Annotated in this window: 23 protein-coding genes; 19 read left to right on the top strand and 4 right to left on the bottom strand. The window is 73.0% G+C overall.

Translation table 11 applies throughout. From position 1 onward, the window contains the following. On the bottom strand, positions 1 to 613 hold a 613-nt coding region (locus tag GTW40_RS06595; RefSeq protein ID WP_161179213.1), incomplete at its 3' end, for an aminotransferase class I/II-fold pyridoxal phosphate-dependent enzyme. 147 nt (positions 614 to 760) lie between these two features. Between GTW40_RS06595 and bioB the strand changes: the two genes are divergently transcribed. The 17 genes from bioB (at position 761) to mug (ending at position 19,131) form a co-directional block, all read left to right on the top strand. Then, positions 761 to 2,011, top strand: a complete 1,251-nt coding sequence (gene bioB / locus GTW40_RS06590) for a biotin synthase BioB (RefSeq protein WP_161179212.1) — start codon at positions 761 to 763, stop codon at positions 2,009 to 2,011. Between the two features lie 28 nt (positions 2,012 to 2,039). Continuing rightward, positions 2,040 to 3,320: an adenosylmethionine--8-amino-7-oxononanoate transaminase gene (locus tag GTW40_RS06585; protein ID WP_161179217.1), complete on the top strand. Its 1,281-nt coding sequence runs from the start codon at positions 2,040 to 2,042 to the stop codon at positions 3,318 to 3,320. Position 3,321: 1 nt separating this feature from the next. Then, complete coding sequence (gene bioD, locus GTW40_RS06580; RefSeq protein ID WP_161179211.1) at positions 3,322 to 4,041, top strand: dethiobiotin synthase; 720 nt, start codon at positions 3,322 to 3,324, stop codon at positions 4,039 to 4,041. Between the two features lie 129 nt (positions 4,042 to 4,170). Beyond that, positions 4,171 to 4,860 (top strand): class I SAM-dependent methyltransferase, encoded by a 690-nt coding sequence (locus tag GTW40_RS06575; protein WP_161179210.1) that lies wholly within the window; start codon positions 4,171 to 4,173, stop codon positions 4,858 to 4,860. Positions 4,861 to 5,046: 186 nt separating this feature from the next. Beyond that, complete coding sequence (locus tag GTW40_RS06570) at positions 5,047 to 5,859, top strand: ABC transporter ATP-binding protein (protein ID WP_202485494.1); 813 nt, start codon at positions 5,047 to 5,049, stop codon at positions 5,857 to 5,859. Positions 5,860 to 5,863: 4 nt separating this feature from the next. Further along, positions 5,864 to 8,431: an ABC transporter permease gene (locus GTW40_RS06565; protein ID WP_161179209.1), complete on the top strand. Its 2,568-nt coding sequence runs from the start codon at positions 5,864 to 5,866 to the stop codon at positions 8,429 to 8,431. Positions 8,432 to 8,513: 82 nt separating this feature from the next. Beyond that, on the top strand, positions 8,514 to 9,395 hold the full coding sequence (locus GTW40_RS06560) for a TIGR03621 family F420-dependent LLM class oxidoreductase (RefSeq protein ID WP_161179208.1): 882 nt from the start codon (positions 8,514 to 8,516) through the stop codon (positions 9,393 to 9,395). A gap of 196 nt (positions 9,396 to 9,591) precedes the next feature. After that, positions 9,592 to 11,283, top strand: a complete 1,692-nt coding sequence (locus tag GTW40_RS06555; protein ID WP_161179207.1) for a DEAD/DEAH box helicase — start codon at positions 9,592 to 9,594, stop codon at positions 11,281 to 11,283. 65 nt (positions 11,284 to 11,348) lie between these two features. After that, positions 11,349 to 11,774, top strand: coding sequence for a GNAT family N-acetyltransferase (locus GTW40_RS06550; protein ID WP_161179206.1), 426 nt, complete (start codon positions 11,349 to 11,351; stop codon positions 11,772 to 11,774). A gap of 181 nt (positions 11,775 to 11,955) precedes the next feature. Beyond that, positions 11,956 to 13,356: a hemolysin family protein gene (locus GTW40_RS06545; RefSeq protein ID WP_161179205.1), complete on the top strand. Its 1,401-nt coding sequence runs from the start codon at positions 11,956 to 11,958 to the stop codon at positions 13,354 to 13,356. Continuing rightward, positions 13,353 to 14,366 carry a hemolysin family protein gene (locus GTW40_RS06540; RefSeq protein ID WP_161179204.1) on the top strand — a complete coding sequence of 338 codons (1,014 nt, stop codon included), beginning with the start codon at positions 13,353 to 13,355 and terminating at the stop codon, positions 14,364 to 14,366. The genes GTW40_RS06545 and GTW40_RS06540 overlap by 4 nt, the downstream gene beginning before the upstream one ends. A gap of 108 nt (positions 14,367 to 14,474) precedes the next feature. After that, positions 14,475 to 15,323, top strand: coding sequence for an SGNH/GDSL hydrolase family protein (locus GTW40_RS06535; protein WP_161179203.1), 849 nt, complete (start codon positions 14,475 to 14,477; stop codon positions 15,321 to 15,323). A gap of 202 nt (positions 15,324 to 15,525) precedes the next feature. Then, entirely contained in the window at positions 15,526 to 15,960 is a 435-nt protein-coding gene (locus GTW40_RS06530; protein ID WP_161179202.1) for a hypothetical protein, read from the top strand. An 87-nt stretch (positions 15,961 to 16,047) separates the two neighbouring features. Then, a complete protein-coding gene (locus GTW40_RS06525; protein WP_161179201.1) occupies positions 16,048 to 16,725 on the top strand; it encodes an SMI1/KNR4 family protein in 678 nt (225 codons plus the stop codon). Between the two features lie 45 nt (positions 16,726 to 16,770). Next, on the top strand, positions 16,771 to 16,926 hold the full coding sequence (locus GTW40_RS06520; RefSeq protein WP_161179200.1) for a hypothetical protein: 156 nt from the start codon (positions 16,771 to 16,773) through the stop codon (positions 16,924 to 16,926). 220 nt (positions 16,927 to 17,146) lie between these two features. After that, positions 17,147 to 18,589, top strand: coding sequence for an adenylosuccinate lyase (purB, locus tag GTW40_RS06515; protein WP_161179199.1), 1,443 nt, complete (start codon positions 17,147 to 17,149; stop codon positions 18,587 to 18,589). Positions 18,590 to 18,591: 2 nt separating this feature from the next. Beyond that, on the top strand, positions 18,592 to 19,131 hold the full coding sequence (gene mug / locus GTW40_RS06510) for a G/U mismatch-specific DNA glycosylase (RefSeq protein WP_161179215.1): 540 nt from the start codon (positions 18,592 to 18,594) through the stop codon (positions 19,129 to 19,131). A gap of 5 nt (positions 19,132 to 19,136) precedes the next feature. Here the strand turns inward: mug and GTW40_RS06505 are convergent, their stop codons facing one another. The 3 genes from GTW40_RS06505 to GTW40_RS06495 form a co-directional block, all read right to left on the bottom strand. Further along, a complete protein-coding gene (locus GTW40_RS06505; protein WP_161179198.1) occupies positions 19,137 to 19,556 on the bottom strand; it encodes a hypothetical protein in 420 nt (139 codons plus the stop codon). A 77-nt stretch (positions 19,557 to 19,633) separates the two neighbouring features. Further along, the gene (locus tag GTW40_RS06500; RefSeq protein WP_161179197.1) at positions 19,634 to 20,344 is read right to left on the bottom strand and encodes an ABC transporter permease subunit; all 711 of its coding nucleotides are present in this window, start codon (positions 20,342 to 20,344) and stop codon (positions 19,634 to 19,636) included. 2 nt (positions 20,345 to 20,346) lie between these two features. Then, on the bottom strand, positions 20,347 to 21,267 hold the full coding sequence (locus GTW40_RS06495; protein WP_161179196.1) for an ATP-binding cassette domain-containing protein: 921 nt from the start codon (positions 21,265 to 21,267) through the stop codon (positions 20,347 to 20,349). Between the two features lie 108 nt (positions 21,268 to 21,375). Here GTW40_RS06495 and GTW40_RS06490 point away from each other — a divergent pair, with 108 nt between their 5' ends. Then, positions 21,376 to 22,530: a histidine kinase gene (locus GTW40_RS06490; protein WP_161179195.1), complete on the top strand. Its 1,155-nt coding sequence runs from the start codon at positions 21,376 to 21,378 to the stop codon at positions 22,528 to 22,530. A gap of 229 nt (positions 22,531 to 22,759) precedes the next feature. Further along, positions 22,760 to 23,413: a response regulator transcription factor gene (locus GTW40_RS06485; protein WP_161179194.1), complete on the top strand. Its 654-nt coding sequence runs from the start codon at positions 22,760 to 22,762 to the stop codon at positions 23,411 to 23,413. Positions 23,414 to 23,480: the final 67 nt, after the last annotated feature.

The following is a 23,480-nucleotide window of genomic DNA, read 5'->3' as shown; positions in this document are numbered from 1 at the left end:
CGGCGTCGCCCAGGACGCCGAGGCCGTGGGCGTCGTCCACCACCAGGCCCGCGCCGTGCGCCCGGCACGCGGCCGCGAGCGCGCCGAGGGGGGCCGCGTCGCCGTCCACGGAGAACACCGTGTCGGAGACGGCGACGGCGGCTCCCCGGTGGGTGCCGAGCGCCTTGTCCACGGCCTCCGGGTCGGCGTGGCCGACGACCTGGGTGGTGCCCCGGGCGAGTCGGCAGCCGTCGATGAGCGAGGCGTGGTTGCCCGCGTCGGAGACGATCAGCGAGCCGTGCGGGGCGAGCGCGGTGACGGCGGCGAGGTTGGCGGCGTACCCGGAGGAGAAGACCAGGGCGGCCTCGAAGCCGCAGAAGTCGGCGAGTTCGCGCTCCAGCTCGGTGTGCAGCTCGGTGGTGCCGGTGACCAGCCGGGAGCCGGTGGAACCGCCGCCCCAGGCGCGGGCGGCGCGCGCGGCGCCCTCGGTGGTCTCGGGGTGGCGGGCGAGGCCCAGGTAGTCGTTGCTCGCGAGGTCCAGGAGCGGGGAGTCGGACGGGCGGGGGCGCAGGGTGCGTACCAGTCCGGCGCGGCGGCGGGCCCCGGCCTCCTCGTCGATCCAGCCGAACGCCATGGGTCCTCCGGTGCTTTTGTAGGTAGCGGACAGACACTAGCGGTCCGTGTCGCCGCCCATGATGTGGCAATACCCACACTCCGAACGGCTTCTGTTGTGTGAAGTCTCCTTGGCCCGGAGCGGTGCCGTAGGACAGGATCGGGCCCCATGGACCTCCTGAACACGCTGGTGGACAAGGGACTTCGACGCGAGCAGCCGACGCGGGCCGAGGCGCTCGCCGTGCTGGCCACCTCCGACGACGAACTGCTCGACGTGGTGGCCGCGGCCGGCAAGGTGCGCCGCCACTGGTTCGGGCGACGGGTGAAACTCAACTATCTGGTCAACCTCAAGTCGGGCCTGTGCCCCGAGGACTGCTCCTACTGCTCGCAGCGGCTCGGCTCCACGGCGGGCATCCTCAAGTACAGCTGGCTGAAGCCGGACCAGGCGTCCGAGGCGGCAGCGGCGGGGCTCGCCGGGGGCGCCAAACGGGTGTGCCTGGTGGCTTCGGGGCGCGGGCCGACGGACCGGGACGTGGACCGCGTCTCGGAGACCATCAAGGCGATCAAGGACCAGAACGAGGGCGTGGAGGTGTGCGCCTGTCTGGGCCTGCTCTCCGACGGCCAGGCGGAGCGGCTGCGCGCGGCGGGCGCCGACGCCTACAACCACAACCTCAACACCTCCGAGGCGACCTACGGCGACATCACCACCACCCACACGTACGCCGACCGGGTGGACACGGTGCACAAGGCGCACGCGGCCGGGCTCTCCGCCTGCTCGGGGCTGATCGCGGGCATGGGCGAGAGCGACGCGGACCTGGTGGACGTGGTGTTCGCGCTGCGCGAGCTGGACCCGGACTCCGTTCCGGTGAACTTCCTGATCCCGTTCGAGGGCACCCCGCTGGCCAAGGAGTGGAACCTCACCCCGCAGCGCTGTCTGCGCATCCTCGCCATGGTCCGCTTCGTCTGCCCGGACGTGGAGGTCCGTATCGCGGGCGGCCGCGAGGTCCATCTGCGCACGCTCCAGCCGCTCGCGCTGCACCTCGCCAACTCGATCTTCCTCGGCGACTACCTCACCAGCGAGGGCCAGGCGGGCAGGGCCGACCTGGAGATGATCGCGGACGCCGGGTTCGAGGTGGAGGGCGCGGACGAGGTGACGCTGCCGGAGCACCGGGCGGCGGGCGGGGGCGGCTGCGGGTCGGGCGCCGCCGGGGAAGCTGGCTGCGGGTCGCACGGTGTGTGCGGTACGGCGGACTCCGCACCGGCGACGACCCCGGCACAGGCGAAGACCCCGGCGCAGGCGACCGCCCCGGACGAGGCGGAAACCCCGGCCGACGCCAAGCCCGCCGGAGACACCCCCCGCACCGACCTCGTCGCCGTACGCCGCCGTGGCGCCGGAACGGACCTCGCGCCCAATGCCTGACCTCATGCCCGACCTCATGCCCGGCCTTATGCCCGACCTCGACACGGCCGGGCTGCTCGACCTCGACCGGCGGCATGTGTGGCACCCGTACGGCCCGATGCCCGGCCGCGCCGAACCGCTCGTCGTGGAGTCGGCGAGCGGGGTCCGGCTGCAACTGGCCGACGGCGGGGGCGAGTTGGTCGACGGGATGTCGTCCTGGTGGTCCGCGATCCACGGTTACCGGCACCCGGTGCTGGACGCGGCGGCGCGGGAGCAGCTGGGCCGGATGAGCCATGTGATGTTCGGCGGGCTCACGCACGAGCCCGCCGTACGACTGGCGAAGCTCCTTGTCGACATGTCCCCCGAGGGCCTCGAGCACGTCTTCCTCGCGGACTCCGGCTCGGTGTCCGTCGAGGTCGCCGTGAAGATGTGCCTCCAGTACTGGCGCTCGCTCGGCCGCCCGGCCAAGCGGCGCCTGCTGACCTGGCGCGGCGGCTACCACGGCGACACCTGGCACCCGATGTCGGTGTGCGACCCGGAGGGCGGGATGCACGGGCTGTGGTCGGGTGCCCTGCCCCGGCAGGTGTTCGCGGACGCGCCGCCCGCCGCGTACGAGGAGTCGTACGCCGACCATCTGCGCGCGCTGATCGAGCGGCACGCGGACGAACTGGCCGCCGTGATCGTGGAGCCGGTGGTGCAGGGCGCGGGCGGGATGCGGTTCCACTCCCCCGCGTATCTGCGCGTGCTGCGCGAGGCGTGCGACGCGCACGGCGTGCTGCTGGTGTTCGACGAGATCGCCACCGGGTTCGGCCGCACGGGCGCGCTGTTCGCGGCGGAGCACGCGGGGGTGACCCCGGATGTGATGTGCGTGGGCAAGGCGCTGACCGGCGGTTACCTGACGATGGCGGCGACGCTGTGCACCGCGCGGGTGGCCGACGGCATCTCGCGCGGCGAGGTGCCGGTGCTCGCGCACGGGCCGACCTTCATGGGCAATCCGCTGGCCGCCCACGTGGCCTGCGCCTCCGTCGGACTGCTGCTCGGCCAGGACTGGCGGGCGGAGGTCAAGCGGATCGAGGCGGGGCTGACGGAGGGCCTGGCGGAGGCGGCCGAGCTGCCCGGCGTACGGGACGTGCGTGTGCTCGGCGCCATCGGGGTGGTCCAGCTCGACCACGAGGTGGACATGGCGGCGGCCGGCCGGGCCGCCGTGCGGGAGGGCGTGTGGCTGCGCCCGTTCCGCGATCTGGTCTACACGATGCCGCCGTACGTCACGGACGACGCGGACGTGGCACGGATCGCGCGCGCGGTGTGCGCCGCCGCGCGGGAGGGATGACATGCCGGTACTGGTGATCACGGGCACGGGCACGGAGGTCGGCAAGACGGTCACGACCGCCGCCGTCGCCGCTACCGCGCTCGCGGCGGGGCGTTCGGTGGCCGTGCTCAAGGCCGCGCAGACGGGCGTACGGCCCGGTGAGCGCGGGGACGCCGACGAGGTGGCCCGGCTCGCGGGCCCGCTCACGACGGCCGAACTCGCCCGCTATCCCGAGCCGTTGGCGCCGGGGACCGCGGCCCGGCGGGCCGGTATGGCGCCGGTGCGGCCGCAGGAGGTGGCCGAGGCGGCGGCCAAACTGGCCACCGCGCACGATCTGGTGCTGGTGGAGGGCGCGGGCGGGCTGCTCGTACGGTTCGACGCGGCGGGCGGCACGCTGGCGGACGCGGCGGTGCTGCTGGGCGCGCCCGTGCTGGTGGTGGCTCCGGCGGGGCTGGGGACGCTCAACTCCACGGAGCTGACGGCACGTGAACTGCGACTGCGTCAGCTTGAGTTGATCGGTGTGGTGATCGGCTCCTGGCCGAACGACCCCGATCTGGCCGCGCGTTGCAATGTGGCCGACCTGCCGGAGGTGTCCGGGGCTCCACTGCTCGGCGCGATCCCGGCCGGGGCGGGTGCACTGAAGCCCGCCGACTTCCGTGCCAACGCGCCGAGTTGGCTGTCGGCACGGCTGGGCGGGGAGTGGGACGCGGGGGCCTTCCGGGAGCGGCAGGCGGCGTTCTAGCGGGCCGGTGTCGCATGGACGGACGCGCGGCGGGCTCGTATCCGGCCGCGCGTCCGCGAGGAGGGGACATTCCGCGTGTCCTCGGGAAGAATCGGCGTAGAGGCGGGACCGTTCCCCCGGGAGGCTGCCATGCGACTGTCCTCGACCCGCTCCGGCCGGGCGGCGAAGCCCGGCGGTGTCCACCACCCCTTGTTCGCCCGTTGCTACGCCCACCTCAGCGAGAGCGCGGACACGCGGCTGGGTCTGGCCGCGCTGCGGGAGCGGCTGCTCGCGGGGCTGTCCGGGCGGGTGATCGAGATCGGCGCGGGCAACGGGCTGAACTTCGCCCGCTACCCGGCGGCCGTCTCGGAGGTCGTGGCGATCGAACCGGAGCCGCTGCTCAGGCGGTTGGCCCTCCAGGCGGCGCTGCGGGCGGACGTGCCCGTGGACGTCGTGCCGGGGACGGCGGAGGCGCTGCCGGTCAAGAGCGAGTCGTTCGACGCGGCCGTGCTGTGCCTGGTGCTGTGCAGTGTGCGGGACGTGCGGCGGGCGCTGGCGGAGGTGCGGCGGGTGCTCAAGCCCGGCGGCGAGGTCCGCTTCCTGGAGCACGGCCGGGGCGGTGGGCGTGTGATGCGGTCGGCCCAGCGCGCCCTGGACCGCACGGTGTGGCCCCACCTGGCCGGCGGCTGCCATCTGTCCCGGGCCCCGCTGACGGAGCTGCGCGAGGCGGGCTTCACCGTCGGGCCGTACCAGCGGGTGAGCCTCCCGGACCGGGGCCCGAGGCTGCCGTGGTCGTACGGGGTGCTGGGGACGGCGCGGCGTCCGGGGCCCATGGCGTAGCGCGGCCCACCCGGAAGGATCAGCGTCCCCGACTCCCGTGGCGGGCGGTCCGGCGGGCACCCCGCGCGGAGACCCCCTCCGATCTTCCCTGTCCCGGCTGCCGTGAAGCGGAGCGGATGTGGGGCGGGTCACACTAGGCTCGCCCTGGGCAGGAAGTCGGGACATCCAGGTGACCGGGAGGCGGTCTTGTTCACATCTGCCGAGGAGAACGTGCCGGGGGCCGAGCCGGGGCGGGGCACCGCGGCCCGGGCGCGCGGGCTGACCAAGGCGTACGGCTCGGGCGAGACCGCCGTGATCGCCCTGGACTCGGTCGACGTGGACATCGCACGCGGCCGTTTCACCGCCGTGATGGGCCCCTCGGGCTCGGGCAAGTCCACGCTGATGCACTGCCTGGCAGGCCTTGACACCGTCTCGGCCGGTCAGGTGTGGCTCGGGGACACCGAGATCACGGGGCTGAAGGACAAGGAGCTGACCCGGCTGCGGCGCGACCGGATCGGGTTCATGTTCCAGTCGTTCAATCTGATCCCGACGCTGAACGCGGCCGAGAACATCACGCTCCCCATGGACATCGCGGGCCGTAAGCCGGACGAGAAGTGGCTGGACCAGGTGATCGACACCCTGGGGCTGCGTGGCCGCCTCAAGCACCGGCCCTCGCAGCTCTCGGGCGGTCAGCAGCAGCGGGTGGCCTGTGCGCGGGCGCTGGCGTCCCAGCCGGAGCTGATCTTCGCCGACGAGCCGACCGGAAACCTGGACTCGCGGGCCGGTCTGGAGGTGCTCGGCTTTCTGCGCAGGGCGGTGGACGAGCTGGGGCAGACCGTCGTGATGGTCACCCACGACCCGGGCGCCGCCGCCCACTCCGACCAGGTGCTCTTCCTCGCCGACGGCCGGATCGTGGACCGGATGGAGCGGCCCACGGCGGACGCGGTGCTGGAGCGGATGAAGGCGTTCGACATCGTGCGGGGCCGGATCGGCGGCGACGCCGTGGCGCAGGAGGACTGATCCGGTGCTCAAGGCGACGCTGAGAAGCTTCCTCGCGCACAAGGGACGCCTCGCGCTGTCCGCGCTGGCCGTGCTGCTGTCCGTGGCGTTCGTCGCGGGCAGCCTGATCTTCTCCGACACGGTGAGCCGGACCTTCGACCGGCTCTTCGCGTCGACGGCGGCCGATGTGACGGTGAGCCCGAAGGAGGATCTGCGCTCCCCGGTGCCGGGCGGCACCGTGCAGACCGTCCCGGCCGCGCTGCGGGACCGCGTGGCCAAGGTGCCCGGGGTGGCGTCGGTCCACGCCGACGTGTCCGTGCAGAACGTCGTCGTGGTCGACAGCCACAACAAGTCCGTCGGTCCGACGACCGGCGCCCCCACCATCGCCACGTCCTGGTACGTCACCGACCGCAGCCCGGTCGAGCTGACCTCGGGTCACGCCCCGCGCGGCGCGGGCGAGGCGCTGCTCGACGCGGACACCGCGAGCAAGAAGCACGTACGGGTCGGGGACACGCTCACCGTGCAGGCGCAGCCGGGCACCTTCAAGGTGCGGGTCGTCGGCATCGCCACGTTCACCACGACCAACCCCGGTGCGGCCCTGGTCTTCCTGGACCCGGCGGTGGCCGGGCGCCAACTGCTGGGCTCGGCCGACCGGGCCACCGCCATCTCCGTGGACGCGGCACCGGGCGTCGACGACAAGGTGCTCAAGAGCCGGGTGGCGACGGCGGTCGGGCCCGGGAACTACGATCTGAAGACCGCCGGTGAGCAGGCGAAGTCGGCCGCGGCGAACCTCGGCGGCTTCCTCGACGTGATCAAGTACGTGATGCTGGGCTTCGCCGGGATCGCCGTCCTGGTGGGCATCTTCCTCATCGTCAACACCTTCTCGATGCTGATCGCGCAGCGCACCCGTGAGCTGGGTCTGCTGCGCGCGCTGGGCGCCGACCGGCGGCAGGTGCGCCGCTCGGTGCTCCTGGAGGCGCTGCTGCTCGGCGCGGTCGGCTCGACGCTGGGTCTCGCGGCCGGGATCGGGCTGGCCTTCGGGCTGATCCGGCTGATGAGCGCGTTCGGGATGAACCTGAAGGCCACGGAGATGGTGATCGGCTGGGGCACCCCGGTCGCGGCGTACGCGGTCGGCGTGGGCGTCACCTTCGTCGCCGCGTATCTGCCCGCCCGGCGCGCGGCGACCGTCTCCCCGATGGCCGCGCTCTCGGACGCCGAGATCGCGGGCATCGACAAGCCGCTGACCGCGCGGGCCGTCGCGGGCGGTGTCATCGGCGTGGCCGGTGCGGCCGCGCTGGCCGGCTGCGTGGCGTCGGACAAGGCCGGTACGGCGGCCTCGCTGCTCGGTCTCGGTGTGGTGCTGACGCTGATCGCGACGGTGGTCGCCGGGCCGCTCCTGGTGCGCCCGGTGATCCGGGTGCTCGGCGCGGCCTTCCCGGCGCTGTTCGGCTCGGTGGGCCGGATGAGCCAGCGCAACGCGCTGCGCAACCCGCGCCGTACGGGCGCCACGGCGGCCGCGCTGATGGTGGGCCTGGCACTGGTCGGCGGGATGTCGGTGGCGAGCGCGTCGATGTCGGCCTCGTTCGACCGGCAGATCGACCGGACACTGGGCGCGGACTACGTCGTGCAGAGCCAGAACTTCACGCCGTTCACCAAGGAGGTCACCCGCGCGGTGGAGGGCACGCCGGGCGTCGGCCTGGTCGTGGCGCAGCGGCTCACCCCGCTCGCGCTGCGGCTGCCGGACGGCAAGCGGGTGGAGACGGCGGCCGCGGGCTACGGCCCGCACCTCGACCAGGTCGCCCATCTGACCTACACCCAGGGCGGGACGGCGGCCGCGCTGGCGGACGGGAAGCTGGCGATGGACGCCGGGTTCGCGAAGGACCACCGGGTGAAGGTCGGCAGTGTGCTCCCGGTGGAGTTCCCGGGCGGCAGGAGGGCCGCGCTGACGGTCGGCGCGCTCACCAACCTGGACACGGGCGAGGGCTTCGGCACCCAGGGCGGCGTCTTCTTCGGCCTGGGCACCCTGGAGAAGTACGCGCCCGGCGGCCAGGACTCCTCCCTCTACGTCAACGCCTCCCCCGGCACCGACGCGGGCGAGCTGCGCGGCGCACTGGACTCCTCCCTGAAGCCGTTCCCGCAGGTCCAGGTGCGCGACCAGGCCGACTACAAGAAGCTGGTGCACGACCAGATCGCCGTCCTGCTCTACCTGGTCTACGCCCTGCTCGGCCTCGCCATCGTCATCGCCGTGCTCGGTGTGGTGAACACGCTCGCGCTCTCGGTGGTGGAGCGCACCCGCGAGATCGGCCTGCTGCGCGCGATCGGGCTCAGCCGTCGGCAGCTGCGCCGGATGATCCGCCTCGAGTCCGTGGTGATCGCGGTCTTCGGCGCGGTCCTCGGGCTCGCCCTCGGTCTGGTCTGGGGCGTGTGCGGCCAGCAGGTCCTGGCCCTGCGCGGCCTGAAGGAACTGGCCGTCCCCTGGGGCACGATCGTCGCGGTGGTGATCGGCGCGGCGGTGGTCGGCGTGGTCGCGGCCCTGCTCCCGGCGCTGCGGGCGTCGCGGATGAACGTGCTGGCAGCCATCGCGCACGAGTGAGCCACGCGTTCGGCCCCGGCCGGGCGCGGGGCGTGGTGGAATCGCGGGGTCAGCTCAACTTGCCCCGGGGACAGGAGAGTTCATGCCGCGCCCGTTCCGGTTCGGAGTCAACATGCTCACCCCGTCGCCCGCCGCCGAGTGGCGGGCGAGGTGCCGGCTGGCCGAGGAGCTGGGGTACGACGTGATCCTGGTCCCGGACCATCTGGGCATGGTCGCGCCGTTCCCGGCGCTGGTGGCGGCCGCGGCGGTGACCGAGCGGCCCCGGCTCGGCACGCTGGTGCTCAACGCGGGACTGTGGAACCCGACCCTGCTGGCCCGCGAGGTCGCCACCACGGACGCGCTCACCGACGGGCGCCTGGAGCTGGGCCTCGGCACCGGGTACGTCCGTGCCGAGCACGAGCGGGCCGGGCTGCCGTTCGGTGCCCCGCGGGAGCGGGCGGACCAGCTGCGCCGGACGGTGGAGGAGCTGGAACGGCTGCTCGGTTCCGGCGAGGCGGGTTTCCGGCCCGCGCAGGAGCGGGTGCCGCTGCTGATCGGCGGCGACGGCGAGCGCACACTGCCGCTGGGCGTGGCGCACGCGGACACCATCGGCTTCACCGGGGCACGGATGGTGGGCGGGCAGCTGCGCCCGCTCCCGGCGAAGGAGGTGGCCGAGCGGGTGGCCCGCTACGAGGAGCTGGCGGCGGACCGTGCCGTACCGGCGGAGCGGAACCTGCTGATCCAGACCGTCGCCGTCACCGACGATCCCGCCGCCGCGCTCGCCCCGCTGCTGGAGCGGCAGCCGCAGCTGACCCTGGAGGAGGCGCTGGAGCTGCCCGTCGTCCTGGTCGGATCGCTGGACGAGGTCGTGGCGAAGGTGCTCGCGCTGCGGGAGCGGTACGGGTTCTCGTATCTGACCGTGCTGGACCCGTATCTGGAGGTGTTCGCGCCGGTGCTGGAGCGGCTGAGGACAGCGAACGCTTAGACCATTCGGGGTTTTCCTTCCGATTCGGGACGGTATACATGCTTCCGTACCGCGTGACCCGCACGGGGTGCCCCCGGGCGCGGTGTGGAGCCCGTATGGCCCGGACGCGGCCGTACGTCCTGCGGGCGGCCCGGCGCACGCGCGTCGAGAGGCCGCCGGGCGCCCCCGCGACCGCCTTCCGGAAGAGGGATGCGCCATGACGACAGACACCGGCGACGGGCAGGTCGGCTTCGCCGATCTCGAACTGGCCCCCGAGATCCTGCGGGCGCTGACCGCGCTCGGCTACGAGGAGCCCACCCCGATCCAGCAGGAGGCGATCCCGCCCATGCTGGCGGGGCACGACCTGCTGGGGCAGGCGGCCACGGGCACCGGCAAGACCGCCGCGTTCGCGCTGCCGCTGATCCAGCGCATCGCGCGCGACGGCAAGCGCGGCGCGGGGCCCTCCGCACTGGTGCTGACGCCGACCCGCGAGCTGGCCATCCAGGTCTCGGAGGCGGTCCACCGCTACGGCACCGACCTGGGCGTACGCGTCCTGCCGGTGTACGGCGGCCAGCCCATCGGGCGCCAGCTGCGCGAACTCCAGCGCGGCGCGGACGTGGTGGTGGCCACCCCGGGCCGGGCCCTCGACCACATCGCGCGGGGCACGCTGAAGCTGGACGACCTGCGCACGGTCGTGCTGGACGAGGCCGACGAGATGCTGGACATGGGCTTCGCGGAGGACATCGACGCGATCCTGGAGAACATGCCCGAGGAGCGGCAGACGGTGCTGTTCTCGGCGACGATGCCCGCGCGGATCGACTCCATGGCGCGCAAGCACCTCAGCGATCCGGTCCGGGTGCGCATCGAGCGGGAGGCGCCCGCGCCGGGCGAGGCACCCCGGGTGCGCGAGTCGGCGTACGTCGTGTCGCGCAACCAGAAGGCGGCCGCGCTGGGACGGCTGCTGGACGTGGAGTCGCCGGAGGCGGCGATCGTGTTCTGCCGCACCCGTGACCAGGTGGACCAGCTCTCCGAGACGCTGAACGGCCGCGGCTACCGGGCCGAGGCGCTGCACGGCGGCCTCAGCCAGGAGCAGCGGGACCGGGTGATGGGGCGGCTGCGCAGCGGTACGGCGGATCTGCTGGTCGCCACCGATGTCGCGGCGCGCGGCATCGACGTGGAGCATCTGACGCACGTGATCAACTACGACGTGCCGTCGGCGCCGGAGTCGTACGTCCACCGGATCGGGCGGGTCGGCCGCGCGGGCCGCGAGGGCGTGGCGATCACGCTGGCGGAGCCGCGCGAGTCCCGGATGCTCAAGACGATCGAGCGGGTGACCGGGCGGAAGGTCCCCCTGGAGAAGGTGCCGTCGGTGGCGGACCTGCGGGCCCGGCGCCTGGAGCTGACGCGGGCGGCGCTGCACGAGAGTCTGCTGGACGACGAGGACCTGGAGCGGTTCCGGGTGGTCGTGGAGACCCTCGGGGACGAGTTCGACGTGATGGACGTGGCGCTGGCGGCGGTGAAACTGGCGCACGAGTCGAGCGGGGCCGCGTTCGACGAGGAGGAGATCCCCGAGCTGGCGCCGAGGGACGACCGGGACCGCGGCCGGGACCGCGGCCGCGACCGGGGCGCGCGCGGCCCCCGGGGCCCCCGGCGTTCCTCGCCGGGCATGACGCGGCTGTTCGTGGGCGCCGGGCGCAGTGCGGGCATCCGGCCGCAGGACCTGGTGGGCGCCATCGCGGGTGAGTCGCGGCTGAGCGGGCGGGATATCGGCTCGATCGAGATCGCCGACCGTTTCTCGCTGGTGGAGGTCCCCGACGACGCGGCGGAGGACGTGATCCACGCGCTGCGCGGTGCCTCGATCAAGGGGCGGCGGGCGCAGGTGCGGCGGGAGCGGGAGCCGCAGCGCTGAGCTGAAAGGAGCGGTGGGGAAATTCCCTGGCCCGGCCGGACGGCGTTCTGGTTGGGTCGGGGGACATGAGCGATCTTCAGATCAGGTCCGCCGCCGTCCCCGACATCGACTCCGTCCTGGAGTTCTGGCGGGAGGCGGCGGAGGGCACGAGCATCAGTGACGACCGGGACGGAGTGGCCCGGCTCATCGCGACGGACCCCGAGGCGCTGCTGCTCGCGGAGCGCGCGGGGGTGCTGGTCGGGACGGTCATCGCCGGTTTCGACGGCTGGCGCTGCTCCGCGTACCGCCTCGCCGTACACCCGGACCACCGCCGTCAGGGCGTCGCGAGCGCGCTGCTCGAAGCGGCGGAGCGGCGGTTCGCCGCGCTCGGCGGGCGCCGGGCGGACGCGATGGTGCTGGTGCGCAACGAGACGGCGCACCATGCCTGGGGCGCGGCGGGGTACGCGCCGGAGGAGCACTGGCGCCGCTGGGTGAAGCCGCTGACGTCCTGAGGCCGGCGAGGCCCGGCCACACGGACGCTTTGCGTTTCCTTTACCATTGAGGTGTCATCCGGTCCTCGACGAAAGGTTGTGAGCGTCCGCCCATGGGCGAGCCTCCCAGTACGCGACGTCCCCGTACGCGACATCGCGCGTTCCGCGCCCCCGTGCCCGATCATGGGACGGGGGTGACCCGATGACCGAAGTGCTGCTCCTTCTGGTGGCGGTCCTGCTGTCGCTCGCCTGCGGTGCCTTCGTGGCGGCCGAGTTCTCGCTGACCACGGTCGAGCGCGGCGAGCTGGAGCGGGCCGCCGCGCGCGGCGAACGCGGCGCCCCGGGCGCGCTGAAGGCCGTACGCAGTCTGACCTTCCAGCTCTCCGGCGCGCAGCTCGGCATCACCGTGACCAACCTGGTGGTCGGCATGCTCGCCGAGCCGTCGATCGCCAAGCTGCTTTCGGGGCCGTTCCGGGCGATGGGCCTGTCGGCGACCACCGCGAGTTCGGCCGCGCTGGTGCTCGGCACGGCCCTCTCGACGGTGTTCCTGATGGTCGTCGGCGAGCTGGTGCCGAAGAACTGGGCGATCTCCTCGCCGCTGACCGTGGCCAAGCGGGTGGGTACGCCGCAGCGCTGGTTCAGCAATGCCTTCCGCCCGTTCATCACCCATCTGAACAACACCGCCAACCACGTGGTGCGCCGCTTCGGCCTGGAACCCGCGGAGGAGCTGGCCTCGGCGCGCGGGCCGCAGGAACTGGTGGCGCTCGCCCGGCACTCCGCGAAGCAGGGCGCGCTGGAGGCGGACACCGCCGAGCTGTTCGTCCGCACGCTGAACCTGGCCGACCTCACCGCGGAGAACGTGATGACCCCCCGCGTCCAGGTCGTCGCCCTGGACACCCAGGCGACCTGCGAGGACGTGGCCAACGCGACCCGCGCGACCGGCCTTTCGCGGTTCCCGGTGTACCGGGGCGGTCTTGACGCGGTGGTCGGCGTCGCGCACATCAAGGACGTGCTCGCGGTGCCCGCCGAGGACCGGCCGGTGCGCTCGGTCACCCAGATCATGCGCGACCCCCTGCTCGTACCGGAGTCCCTGACCGTGGACCGGCTCCTCGACCGGCTCTCCGACAGGCGCACGATGGCCGTCGTCATCGACGAGTACGGCGGCACCGCGGGCGTCGCGACACTGGAGGACATCGTGGAGGAGGTCGTCGGCGAGGTCCGCGACGAGCACGACCCGCACGAGACGCCCGACCTCGCGCCCGACGGCACCGACGCCGAGGGGCGCCTGCTGTACGCGGCCGACGGCGCCGCCCGCACCGACCAGCTCGCGAGCGTCGGACTACGGGTGCCCGACGGGCCGTACGAGACGCTGGCCGGGCTCGTCGCGACCCGGCTCGGCCGGATACCCGAGGCCGGGGACCGGGTCGAGGTGGCCGGCTGGCGGCTGGAGGTCACGGACGCCTCCGGGCACCGGGCCGCACGGGTACGGCTGCACGCACCGTGGGGCACGGTCCGGGACGGGACGGGACAGGACGGCGCGGGGCACGGCGGGGCGAAGCCCGGCGGCACGGAGCACGGTGAGCGGACGGAGGGGGCGCGATGACCGCCGTACAGCTGTTGATCGGACTGGCGACCCTGGTCGTCAACGCCTTCTTCGTCGGCGCCGAGTTCGCGCTGATCTCGGTGCGGCGCTCGCAGGTCGAGCCGCTGGCCCAGGAGGGCGACAAGCGGGCCAAGCGGGTGCTGTGGGGCCTGGAACACGTCTCCGCGCTGCTCGCGGCGGCCCAGCTCGGCATCACCCTGTGCACGCTGGTCCTCGGTGTGGTCGCCGAGCCCGCGATCGCGCACCTCCTGGAGCCGGTGTTCCACGCGATCGGGGTGCCGTCGAGCGCGGGGCACGTGGTGTCCTTCGTGATCGCGCTGAGCCTGGCGACGTATCTGCACATGCTCCTCGGCGAGATGGTCCCGAAGAACATCGCGCTCGCGGAGCCGGTGCGCTCGGCGCTGCTCCTCGGCCCGCCCCTGGTGGCGCTGTCCAAGGCGCTCCGCCCGGTGATCTTCACCATCAACGCCTTCGCCAACGGCCTGCTGAAACTCCTCCGCGTCGAGGCCAAGGACGAGGTGTCGGCCACCTTCACCGACATTGAACTCGCCGAGATCGTCAAGGACGCGAGCGAGGCGGGCCTGATCGACAACCGCGCCCAGGAACGCCTCAACGACGCCCTCGAACTCGGCAGCCGCCCGGTCCGCGACGTCGTCGTCCCCCTGGAACGCGTCGTCTACGCCCGCGTCGGCATCACCCCCGAACAACTCGAACGCCTCTCCGCCGAGTCGGGCTTCTCCCGCTTCCCCGTCGTGGACGACGGCCGCCGCATCGTCGGCTACCTCCACGTCAAGGACGCCCTCGACGCCTCCCCCCGCGACGTGCCCTTCCAGCTGACCGACATGCGCCCGATCGCCCGCGTCCGCGAGAGCGGCCCGCTGGACGACGTGCTCACGGCGATGCGCGGAAGCCGGACGCATGTGGCGGCGGTGATCGGAGAGGACGGGCGGCTGGCCGGGCTGGTGACCATGGAGGACGTGCTGCGGGAGCTGTTCGGACAGACGGCGTGATGCCTCCGGCGGTGGGCGGGCGCGCCACGGGGGCGGGCGATGCTGCTTACGGCCGGGCCGGGGGCACCGACCGACGGGTATGGCGGCAGGGATACCATCTCTGTCGCCATGCACACGAACTCCACGCCTCCCGCGCACGCCAGCCTCGTCGCCCTCGGTGACTCCTTCACCGAGGGGATGTCGGACCTGTTGCCCGACGGTTCCTATCGGGGCTGGGCCGACCTTCTCGCCACGCGGATGGCGGCGCGTACGCCGGGATTCCGGTACGCCAACCTCGCGGTGCGGGGGAAGCTGATCAAGCAGATCGTCGACGAGCAGGTGGATGTCGCGGCGGCGATGCGGCCGGACGTGGTCACGCTGGTCGGCGGGCTGAACGACACCCTGCGGCCCAAGTGCGACATGGGCCGGGTCAAGGACCTGCTCACCGAGGCGGTCGAGCGGCTGACGCCGCACTGCGGACAGCTCGTGCTGATGCGCAGCCCCGGCCGACAGGGCCCGGTGCTCGAACGGTTCCGGCCGCGCATGGAGGAGCTGTTCGACTGCGTGGACGGGCTGGCGGAGAAGCACGGCGCGGTCGTCGTCGACCTGTACGCCGCGCCCTCCCTGTCCGACCCCCGCCTGTGGGACGTGGACCGCCTCCACCTGACCCACGAGGGCCACCGCCGGGTCGCGGAGGCGGTGTGGCAGTCGCTCGGCTACGAGCCCGAGGACACCGAGTGGCGCACCGCGATGCCGCCCACCCCGCCGCCGGGCTGGATGGACCGCCGCGTGGCGGACGCCCGCTTCACCCGCCAGTACCTGCTCCCCTGGATAGGCCGCCGCCTGACCGGCCGCTCCTCGGGCGACGGCCGCACAGGCGCCCAGTTCAGCGCCGAGCTGGGCAAGGCCTTCTGGATCACCCCTGCGGACCACACGGACCCCGGTCCTGTGACGGACTGGCGACGGGTGGCGCCCTGAGCGGGGGCCCCGCCCGGCGGCTACGCGCAGCCTGAGCGCGGGGCGCTGCCGCTCGCCCCGCCATCACCCGCCGATCCACGGTCGGCGTCGTAGCTCGGCCGATGAACCCGGCACGCTGTGTCACAGGACAGCCACAGCCGCCACACGTTCCGTCCCGCTGCCGCATGATGCTCCCTCAGCACCACACAGCACCGGGGGAACCATGCGCACCCGCACCGTCATCGCCGCAGCCACAGCGGCACTTGCCGTCGTCCTCACCGGCTGCGGCCTCGAAGCGAGGCCCGAACCCGACGCCAAGGCCAGTCCGAGCAAGGCCAGCGGCATCAGCGCGGAGGACATGGCCAAAGCCAGGAAAGCCGCCGGCCTCCCACCCGAGCCGACTGCCGCACAGGCCGCCGCGCTCGTGAAGGACCTCAACGCCATCGACCCGGACATCGTCCACGGCAAGACCGAGAAAGCCCTCTCGCGAGCCACCAGCACCTGCGGCACCTTCAAGAGCTTCCCCGGCGATCGGACCAAGCAGATCAAGCAGACCACCATCCGCTGGTCCAGCCCGACACACCCCGAGGGACGCACCCTGCCCGTAGCCGAGAAGATCCTCGAAGCGGTGCACAAGAACCTCTGCCCCGACTTCTGAGCGGGCCTCGCGTCATACCCAGAGAACGCGCTCTGCCGACGGCAGGCGTCAAGCGACTTGAGAGTGACACGGATGCCGCATCCTGCTGTGGACCTCCTGACGAGACTGCTGCCCCCACCGTCCGAGCCCGTCGGCCGGACGGACGACTGGTCACGCGTGGCCGAGTCCTGGGGTACCGCGTTCCCCAGTGACTACCGGGACTTCCTGGCCGTATACGGTGCCGGAACGATCGACGACCACCTGCTCATCGCGACAGCGTCTCCGGACCTCGGGGAAACCACGCTGGGTGACCTCACGTCCGTTGCCAGTCGTGTGACTGCAAGCGAGGATGATGACCGGCCCTACCCGGTGTGGCCGGAGCCGGGCGGGCTGATCTGCTGGGGAGCGACGGTCGACGCGGCCGCTCTCCACTGGGACACCTCCGATGCCGACCCCGACCGGTGGCCTGTGATCGTCCGCAGCCGCGAAGGGGACTTCACCCGTCACGACTGCGGATTCGCGGAGTTCGTCGTACGGATGCTCGGCCCGTCCGCAGAGCGTCCCCTGGAAAGTCCCACGCTCTACGGTGCGCCCAACTCCCGCTTCCTGAGCGCCACGGAGCAGAGGCGCCTCAAGAGCGAGGGGACCGACCCATGGGAGTACTTGGAGGAGCTCTACGAAGCCAACGAGGCCGACGACTACGACGCTGACGACGGCCTTCTGATCATGTGGCACCCTGACGGCACCGAGGAAGTGATTCCCGGCGGAACACCTGACGGTGGGTAACCTGCGCCCCTTGACACACCAGAGGTCCGAATTCTGATCCTCGCGGTGGAGTCGGACAGCCTGGCCGTCCTGTTCGCGGCCTTCGCGGCGGTCGTAGCCGTCATGCTGCTGGTGACGGTCGTGAATTCCGCCGCGTCCGGCATCTACCGCACCTCTCTCTACCGCGAGGCCGTCGCCGCAACCGGCCGGACCAGCCCCTGACCGGCCCCCTGACCGGCGGCGCCCGGAGGCCTCCCACCCGTCGGCGAGTACGCGCCGTCTACGCTACGTACGGCGCTCCCGGCCGGGTGCCACACCAGCGGTACCCCCCGCCCGAGCTGCCACAGCCGCCGCCGCACAAGCACCCCGCAAGCCCTTCGTAGCTTCCTCCAATCAACCCCGAGGCGCTGGCCTGCACGAATTGCCAGTAAACTCGGTGCACGTGACTTCAGCGCCCGCCAAGCCCCGCATCCCGAACGTCCTCGCCGGACGCTACGCCTCCACCGAGCTCGCCTCGCTCTGGTCGCCCGAGCAGAAGGTGAGGATGGAGCGGCAGCTCTGGCTCGCCGTGCTGCGGGCGCAGAAGGACCTCGGCATCGATGTGCCCGACGAGGCCATCGCCGACTACGAGCGGGTGCTCGACACCGTGGACCTGGCCTCGATCGCCGAGCGCGAGAAGGTCACGCGGCACGACGTGAAGGCCCGGATCGAGGAGTTCAACGCCCTCGCCGGTCACGAGCACGTGCACAAGGGCATGACCTCGCGCGACCTCACGGAGAACGTCGAGCAGCTCCAGATCCGCGTCTCGCTGGAGCTGATGCGCGACCGTACGGTGGCCGTCCTGGCCCGTCTGGGCAGGCTCGCGGCGGAGTACGGCGAGCTGGTCATGGCCGGACGGTCGCACAACGTGGCCGCGCAGGCCACCACCCTCGGCAAGCGCTTCGCCACGGCGGCCGACGAGCTGCTGGTGGCGTACGAGCGTGTGGAGGAGCTGCTCGGCCGCTACCCGCTGCGCGGCGTCAAGGGACCGGTCGGCACCGCCCAGGACATGCTGGACCTGCTCGGCGGGGACGCCGCCAAGCTGGACGAGCTGGAGCAGCGGATCGCCGCCCACCTCGGCTTCTCGCGGGCGTTCACCTCGGTCGGCCAGGTCTACCCGCGCTCGCTGGACTACGAGGTCGTCACGACGCTGGTCCAGCTGGCGGCGGCGCCGTCCTCGATCGCGAAGACGATCCGGCTCATGGCGGGCCACGAGCTGGTCACCGAGGGCTTCAAGCCGGGTCAGGTCGGCTCCTCCGCGATGCCGCACAAGATGAACACCCGCTCCTGCGAGCGCGTCAACGGCCTGATGGTGATCCTGCGCGGCTACGCCTCGATGACCGGCGAGCTGGCGGGCGACCAGTGGAACGAGGGCGACGTGTCCTGCTCGGTGGTGCGCCGGGTCGCGCTGCCGGACGCGTTCTTCGCGCTGGACGGCCTCCTTGAGACGTTCCTGACCGTGCTCGACGAGTTCGGCGCGTTCCCGGCGGTCGTCGCCCGCGAGCTGGACCGCTACCTGCCGTTCCTTGCCACCACCAAGGTCCTCATGGCCGCGGTGCGGGCCGGGGTCGGCCGCGAGGTCGCGCACGAGGCGATCAAGGAGAACGCCGTCGCCACCGCGCTCGCCATGCGCGAGCAGGGCGCCGACCGCAACGACCTGCTGGACAAGCTGGCGGCCGACGAGCGCCTGCCGCTGGACCGCGCGCAGCTCGAATCCCTGATGGCCGACAAGCTGTCGTTCACCGGTGCCGCCGCCGACCAGGTCGGCGTCCTCGTCCGCCGCATCGACGAGATCGCCGCCAAGCACCCGGAGGCCGCCCGCTACACCCCCGGGGCGATCCTCTGAGCCTGACCCAGGCGGAGCTGGAGGCCGCCCGCGACCGTCTCGTCCCCGACGTGATCGCGGACGGCCTCCACGTCCTGTTCTGTGGCATCAACCCCGGCCTGATGTCCGCCGCGACGGGCCACCACTTCGCCCGCCCCGGCAACCGCTTCTGGCCGGTGCTCCACCGCTCCGGCTTCACCCCCCGGCAGCTGAAGCCCGCCGAGGAACGCGACCTCCTCTCCTACGGTCTCGGCATCACCAACGTCGTCGCCCGCGCGACCGCCCGCGCCGACGAGCTGAAGCCCGAGGAGTACCGCGAGGGCGGTCGGCTGCTGGCCGCCAGGGTCGAGCGGTACGCGCCGCGCTGGCTGGCCGTGGTCGGGGTGACGGCCTACCGGTCGGCCTTCGGCGACCGAGCCGCCCGCATCGGCCCCCAGGAGCGGACCTTCGGCGACACCCGGGTGTGGGTGCTGCCCAACCCCAGTGGCCTGAACGCCCATTGGACACTGGAGACCATGGCGGAGGAGTACGCGCGGCTGCGGGAAGCGGCGGACGGGGCGTAGCGTCTCTACGGCGGAGCCGTCCACGTCACCGCCGCCAGCAGCTCGATCTCGTCGTCCGCGTCGCGGTCGGCCACCCCCAGCGCCACCCACGCCCCGCCCTCCCCCGCCTGCCACACGTCCAGTTCGTCCGTGCGCAGACAGAGCGTGGCCCAGGGCTGGGGTATGGACTCCCCGTGTGCGAGCCGGACCCGGAGGGTGAGCTGGCCCCAGGCCGGGCCGCCGCCCCAGCGGGCGTCGAGCCGCGCGGCGATCGCCTCGCGCAGGGCGTGGAAGTCCTCGGCCGCACGTCCCCGCGCCCCCGCGTCGCTCGCCCCGAGCCCCTGACTGGTCTCCAGGGCCACAGTGCGATACCCGGCCCCGCCCTCCCGGAGATCCAGGGTGCGGAGCCGGTCGATGGCGGCGAGATGCCGGGCGACGACGTCCATGAGTCCAGTAAAGCCGGGGGCACTGACAATTGGCGGGGCGTCAGTGGGACTCCCGGGACCGAACTGGTGCCACTCGCTCAGGCGTCCCGTCGCCGTACGCACCACGCCCCCGCGAGGAGTGCCGCCGCGGTCCACAGCGAGGTGACCGCGAGCCCGGTCCAGGGGCCGAGGGCGCCGTCCCAGGTGCTGTGCAGGGCGATCTGGCCGGCCCGGTCGGGCAGATAGTCGGCCGCGCCTGCGGAGAGGTCTCCGACGACGAAGGACACGATCAGCAGGAAGGGGATCAGCAGGGAGAGCGAGGTGACGCCGCTGCGCAGGACGGCCGCGAGTCCGGCGGCGAGGAGCGCCATCAGCGTGAGATACAGCGCGCAGCCGACGGCGCCCCGCAGCCCCTCACCCCAAGTGGGCTCGTCCGCACCGAGGTTGATACGGCCCAGCACCAGGGTCAGCAGGCCCGTGAGCAGGCCGACCGCGAACACCGGCAGGGCGACGGCGGTCGCCTTGGCGGCGAACCAGCGCGTGCGGTCCGGTACGGCGGCCAGCGTCAGCCGCAGCGCACCGCCCCGGTACTCCCCCGCCACCGCCATGGCGCCGAAGGAAACCGCCGCGATCTGGCCGAGGCTGACGCCGAAGAACACCGAGAACAGCGCGTCGGAATGGTCGGGATCAGCTGCGGCGACCGCCGAAAAGCCCACGGTGACAAGGAGGATGGCGGTCAGACCGCCGACGAGCGACCGCAGCGTACGGATCTTGAGCCACTCGGCGTGCAGGACGGGGACGAACGGCATGGTCAGACCTCCTGGGGCTGTGCGGTGAACTCGGCCTCGGTGGCCGTGAGGTCGAAGTACGCCTCTTCCAAGCTGGCTTCCTGGGCGGCGAGTTCGAGGACGGGCAGCCCCGCCTCGGACATCAGTCGCCCCAACTCCTCGGCGTGGGCCTGCCGTACGGTCCAGGCGCCGTCCGCGTCCCGCTCTGCCTCGTGGCCGTGACGCAGGAGCAGCGCGCCGAGGGCGTCGGCGTCGGCGGTGCGCACCCGTACCCGGGGACGCACCCGGGCGTCGATGAACTCCCGTACCGAGGTATCCGCGAGGAGGCGGCCCCGGCCGAGGATCACCAGATGGTCCGCGAACACGGCCGTCTCGCCCATGAGATGGCTGGACACCAGGACGGTACGGCCCTCGGCGGCCAGTTCGCGCAGCAGCGAGCGGACCCAGACGATGCCCTCGGGGTCGAGCCCGTTGGCGGGTTCGTCGAGCAGGATCACCCCCGGGTCGCCGAGCAGCGCGGCGGCGATGCCGAGCCGCTGGCGCATCCCGAGGGAGAAGGTCCGCACCCGGCGCCGGGCCACGGAGGCGAGCCCGGTCCGCTCCAGGACGGTGCCGACCCGCGCCACGGGGATGCGGTTGGCCGCCGCGAGGACCCTGAGGTGGTCGTAGGCCGTGCGGGCGCCGTGGGCGGCGCGGGCGTCCAGCAGGGAGCCCACCCGGCGCAGTGGCTCGGTGAGTTGGTCGTAGGGGCGGCCGTCGAGGGTGGCGGTGCCGGAGGTGGGGCGGTCGAGGCCGAGGACGAGCCGCATGGTGGTGGACTTGCCCGCGCCGTTGGGGCCGAGGAAGCCGGTGACGCGGCCGGGGCGCACGGTGAGGGTCAGTCCGTCGACGGCGCGTCTGCCGCCGTACTCCTTGGTGAGGTCGCGCAGTTCGATGCTGGTCATGGCAACGAGCCTCGCCGGACGCGCGCCCCGGCACCTCCCCCTGGCGTGGGGATCCGCTCCCCCGTGCGGGGGAGGTCGGCCACCGGTGCGGCCTGCGACGATGGCTCCATGGTCCGCTTCCTGCGCCCGCTGCTGCGCGGGACGACGTACACACGCCTGGTGCATCTGTGGGTGCCGATGCTGATCGTCAGCGTCTGGCTCTTCATCAGCCCCGGTACGCCCTGGATACCCGCGCTCCTGATCGCACCGGCCGGTCTCGTGGCCGGGGTGCGGATGGGCGAGGGCGTGCAGGCGCGGCTGCTGCTGACGCCCGGCGAGAAGGAACCGGGCATCTCCGCGGTCCCGGCGGCCTCCTGGCGGGACCGGTGGCGCACCGTGCTGTGGCTGGAGGTGCGGATGGGCCTCGGGGCGGCCGCGACGTTCGCCTGCGTATGGCTGCCGACGCTGACCTTCGATCTCGTCAAGTACGCCTGGGGCAAGCCGTCTTCGGGTGTCCCTCTCCTGGACCGGCTGCCGCCGCACCCGGCGTACGCGCTGCTGGCCCCGCTTCCGCTGCTCGCGCTGTACGGCACGGTGGTCGGGCTCGGCACGCTCGTCACGGTGTGCGCACGGCAGTTGCTCGGTCCTTCGGCCGCCGAACGCCTGGCCGCGCTGGAGGAGCGCACCGAGCTGCTGCTCGAACGGACCCGGATCGCCCGGGAGTTGCACGACTCGATCGGGCACGCGCTGACCGTGGCCGTGATCCAGGCGGGCGCCGCACGGGCGGCGGGCGACGCGGAGTTCACCGGACGGGCGCTGACCGCCATCGAGGAGACCGGCCGGGCCGCCCTGGAAGACCTGGAGCGGGTGCTCGGGGTGTTGCGCGAGACGGAGCGGCCGGTGGGCGCGCGCCCCACGCTGACGGACGCGGGCAGGCTGCTGGAGTCGGCGCGGGCCTCGGGCGCCAAGGTGGACTCCGAGGTGACGGGCCCGGTGGAGGCGGTGCCGGGGCCGGTGTCCCGTGAGGGTTACCGCATCCTCCAGGAGGCGCTGACCAACGTCCTGCGGCACGCGGGCCCGGTCCCCGTGCGGGTCCGGGTGGCCGTCGCCGGGCAAGGGCTCACGCTGGAGATACGCAATCCCCTCCCGGCGGGACTCGCCGAGAGCCGTGGCGGCAGCGGACTGCGCGGCATCCGCGAGCGGGCGGCGCTGCTCGGCGGCAGCGCCCTGACGGGGCCGGACGAGGGCGAGTGGCGGGTACGGGCGGAACTCCCGCTCGGCTGAGGCGAGGTGGGGGCGACGGCTCCACCGGTGACGACGGCGGTCCGTACTGATCTAGTGCCGCGGCAGGCAACGTTTGCCCGTCAAGGAGCGGTGTCCGGTGCGTGCTCTCGGCGTGCCGGCCGGAAGCCCTCGTACTGGGCGTACTCGGGCTTTCGGCCGGTGCGGCGAGAGTGCGTGCCGGGCGTCGCGACGGGGCGAACGTTGCCTGTTGCGGCACTAGGCTGGCCGGATGCCGGTCACCGTACTGCTCGTCGACGACGAACCCCTGGTCCGCGCCGGTCTGCGGGCCGTGCTCGACGCCCAGCCCGACATCGAGGTGGTCGGCGAGGCCGCCGACGGTGCGGCCGTCATCCCGCTGGTGCGCCAACTCCGGCCGGACGTCGTGGCGATGGACGTGCGGATGCCCCTCCTCGACGGCATCGAGGCCACCCGCGCGGTGCTGCGTACGGTGACCGATCCGCCCAAGATCGTCGTGGTGACGACCTTCGAGGAGGACGAGTACGTCTACGAGGCGCTGCGCGCGGGCGCGGACGGCTTTCTGCTGAAGCGGGCCCGTCCGGAGGAGATCGCGCACGCGATACGGCTGGTCGCGGCGGGCGACTCGCTGCTGTTCCCGGCGTCCGTACGGCAGTTGGCCGCGCGTTACGGCGGGGAACGGGCCGCCTCCGATCCCCTGTCGGCGGCCCGGCTGACGGAGCGGGAGGCGGAGGTGCTGCGGCTGATGGCACGGGGTCTGACCAACGCGGAGATCGCCGCCCGGCTGGTGGTCGGCGCCGAGACGGTGAAGTCGCATGTGAGCGCGGTGCTGGCCAAGCTCGGGGCGCGCGACCGCACGCAGGCGGTCATCGCCGCGTACGAGTCGGGGTTCGTCGCGCCGGGATGACTCCTGCCCGGCCCTCGCCGGGGCGTGCGGGGCCGAGTACGATCCGCCCCACGACGCCCGCGAGCTG

Source organism: Streptomyces sp. SID4985, assembly GCF_009863025.1.
In the GTDB taxonomy this organism is placed as follows: domain Bacteria; phylum Actinomycetota; class Actinomycetes; order Streptomycetales; family Streptomycetaceae; genus Streptomyces.
The sequence above is the reverse complement of the archived record's forward strand: the minus strand, read 5'-3'. Positions and strand labels throughout refer to the sequence as shown.

Bases quoted from the DNA above. Each gene is read 5' to 3' on its own strand.
- bioB (WP_161179212.1), top strand. From the start codon at position 761: ATGGACCTCCTGAACACGCTGGTGGACAAGGGACTTCGACGCGAGCAG.
- GTW40_RS06585 (WP_161179217.1), top strand. From the start codon at position 2,040: ATGCCCGACCTCGACACGGCCGGGCTGCTCGACCTCGACCGGCGGCAT.
- bioD (WP_161179211.1), top strand. From the start codon at position 3,322: ATGCCGGTACTGGTGATCACGGGCACGGGCACGGAGGTCGGCAAGACG.
- GTW40_RS06575 (WP_161179210.1), top strand. From the start codon at position 4,171: ATGCGACTGTCCTCGACCCGCTCCGGCCGGGCGGCGAAGCCCGGCGGT.
- GTW40_RS06560 (WP_161179208.1), top strand. From the start codon at position 8,514: ATGCCGCGCCCGTTCCGGTTCGGAGTCAACATGCTCACCCCGTCGCCC.
- GTW40_RS06555 (WP_161179207.1), top strand. From the start codon at position 9,592: ATGACGACAGACACCGGCGACGGGCAGGTCGGCTTCGCCGATCTCGAA.
- GTW40_RS06550 (WP_161179206.1), top strand. From the start codon at position 11,349: ATGAGCGATCTTCAGATCAGGTCCGCCGCCGTCCCCGACATCGACTCC.
- GTW40_RS06545 (WP_161179205.1), top strand. From the start codon at position 11,956: ATGACCGAAGTGCTGCTCCTTCTGGTGGCGGTCCTGCTGTCGCTCGCC.
- GTW40_RS06540 (WP_161179204.1), top strand. From the start codon at position 13,353: ATGACCGCCGTACAGCTGTTGATCGGACTGGCGACCCTGGTCGTCAAC.
- GTW40_RS06535 (WP_161179203.1), top strand. From the start codon at position 14,475: ATGCACACGAACTCCACGCCTCCCGCGCACGCCAGCCTCGTCGCCCTC.
- GTW40_RS06530 (WP_161179202.1), top strand. From the start codon at position 15,526: ATGCGCACCCGCACCGTCATCGCCGCAGCCACAGCGGCACTTGCCGTC.
- GTW40_RS06505 (WP_161179198.1), bottom strand. From the start codon at position 19,556: ATGGACGTCGTCGCCCGGCATCTCGCCGCCATCGACCGGCTCCGCACC.
- GTW40_RS06500 (WP_161179197.1), bottom strand. From the start codon at position 20,344: ATGCCGTTCGTCCCCGTCCTGCACGCCGAGTGGCTCAAGATCCGTACG.
- GTW40_RS06495 (WP_161179196.1), bottom strand. From the start codon at position 21,267: ATGACCAGCATCGAACTGCGCGACCTCACCAAGGAGTACGGCGGCAGA.
- GTW40_RS06490 (WP_161179195.1), top strand. From the start codon at position 21,376: ATGGTCCGCTTCCTGCGCCCGCTGCTGCGCGGGACGACGTACACACGC.
- GTW40_RS06485 (WP_161179194.1), top strand. From the start codon at position 22,760: ATGCCGGTCACCGTACTGCTCGTCGACGACGAACCCCTGGTCCGCGCC.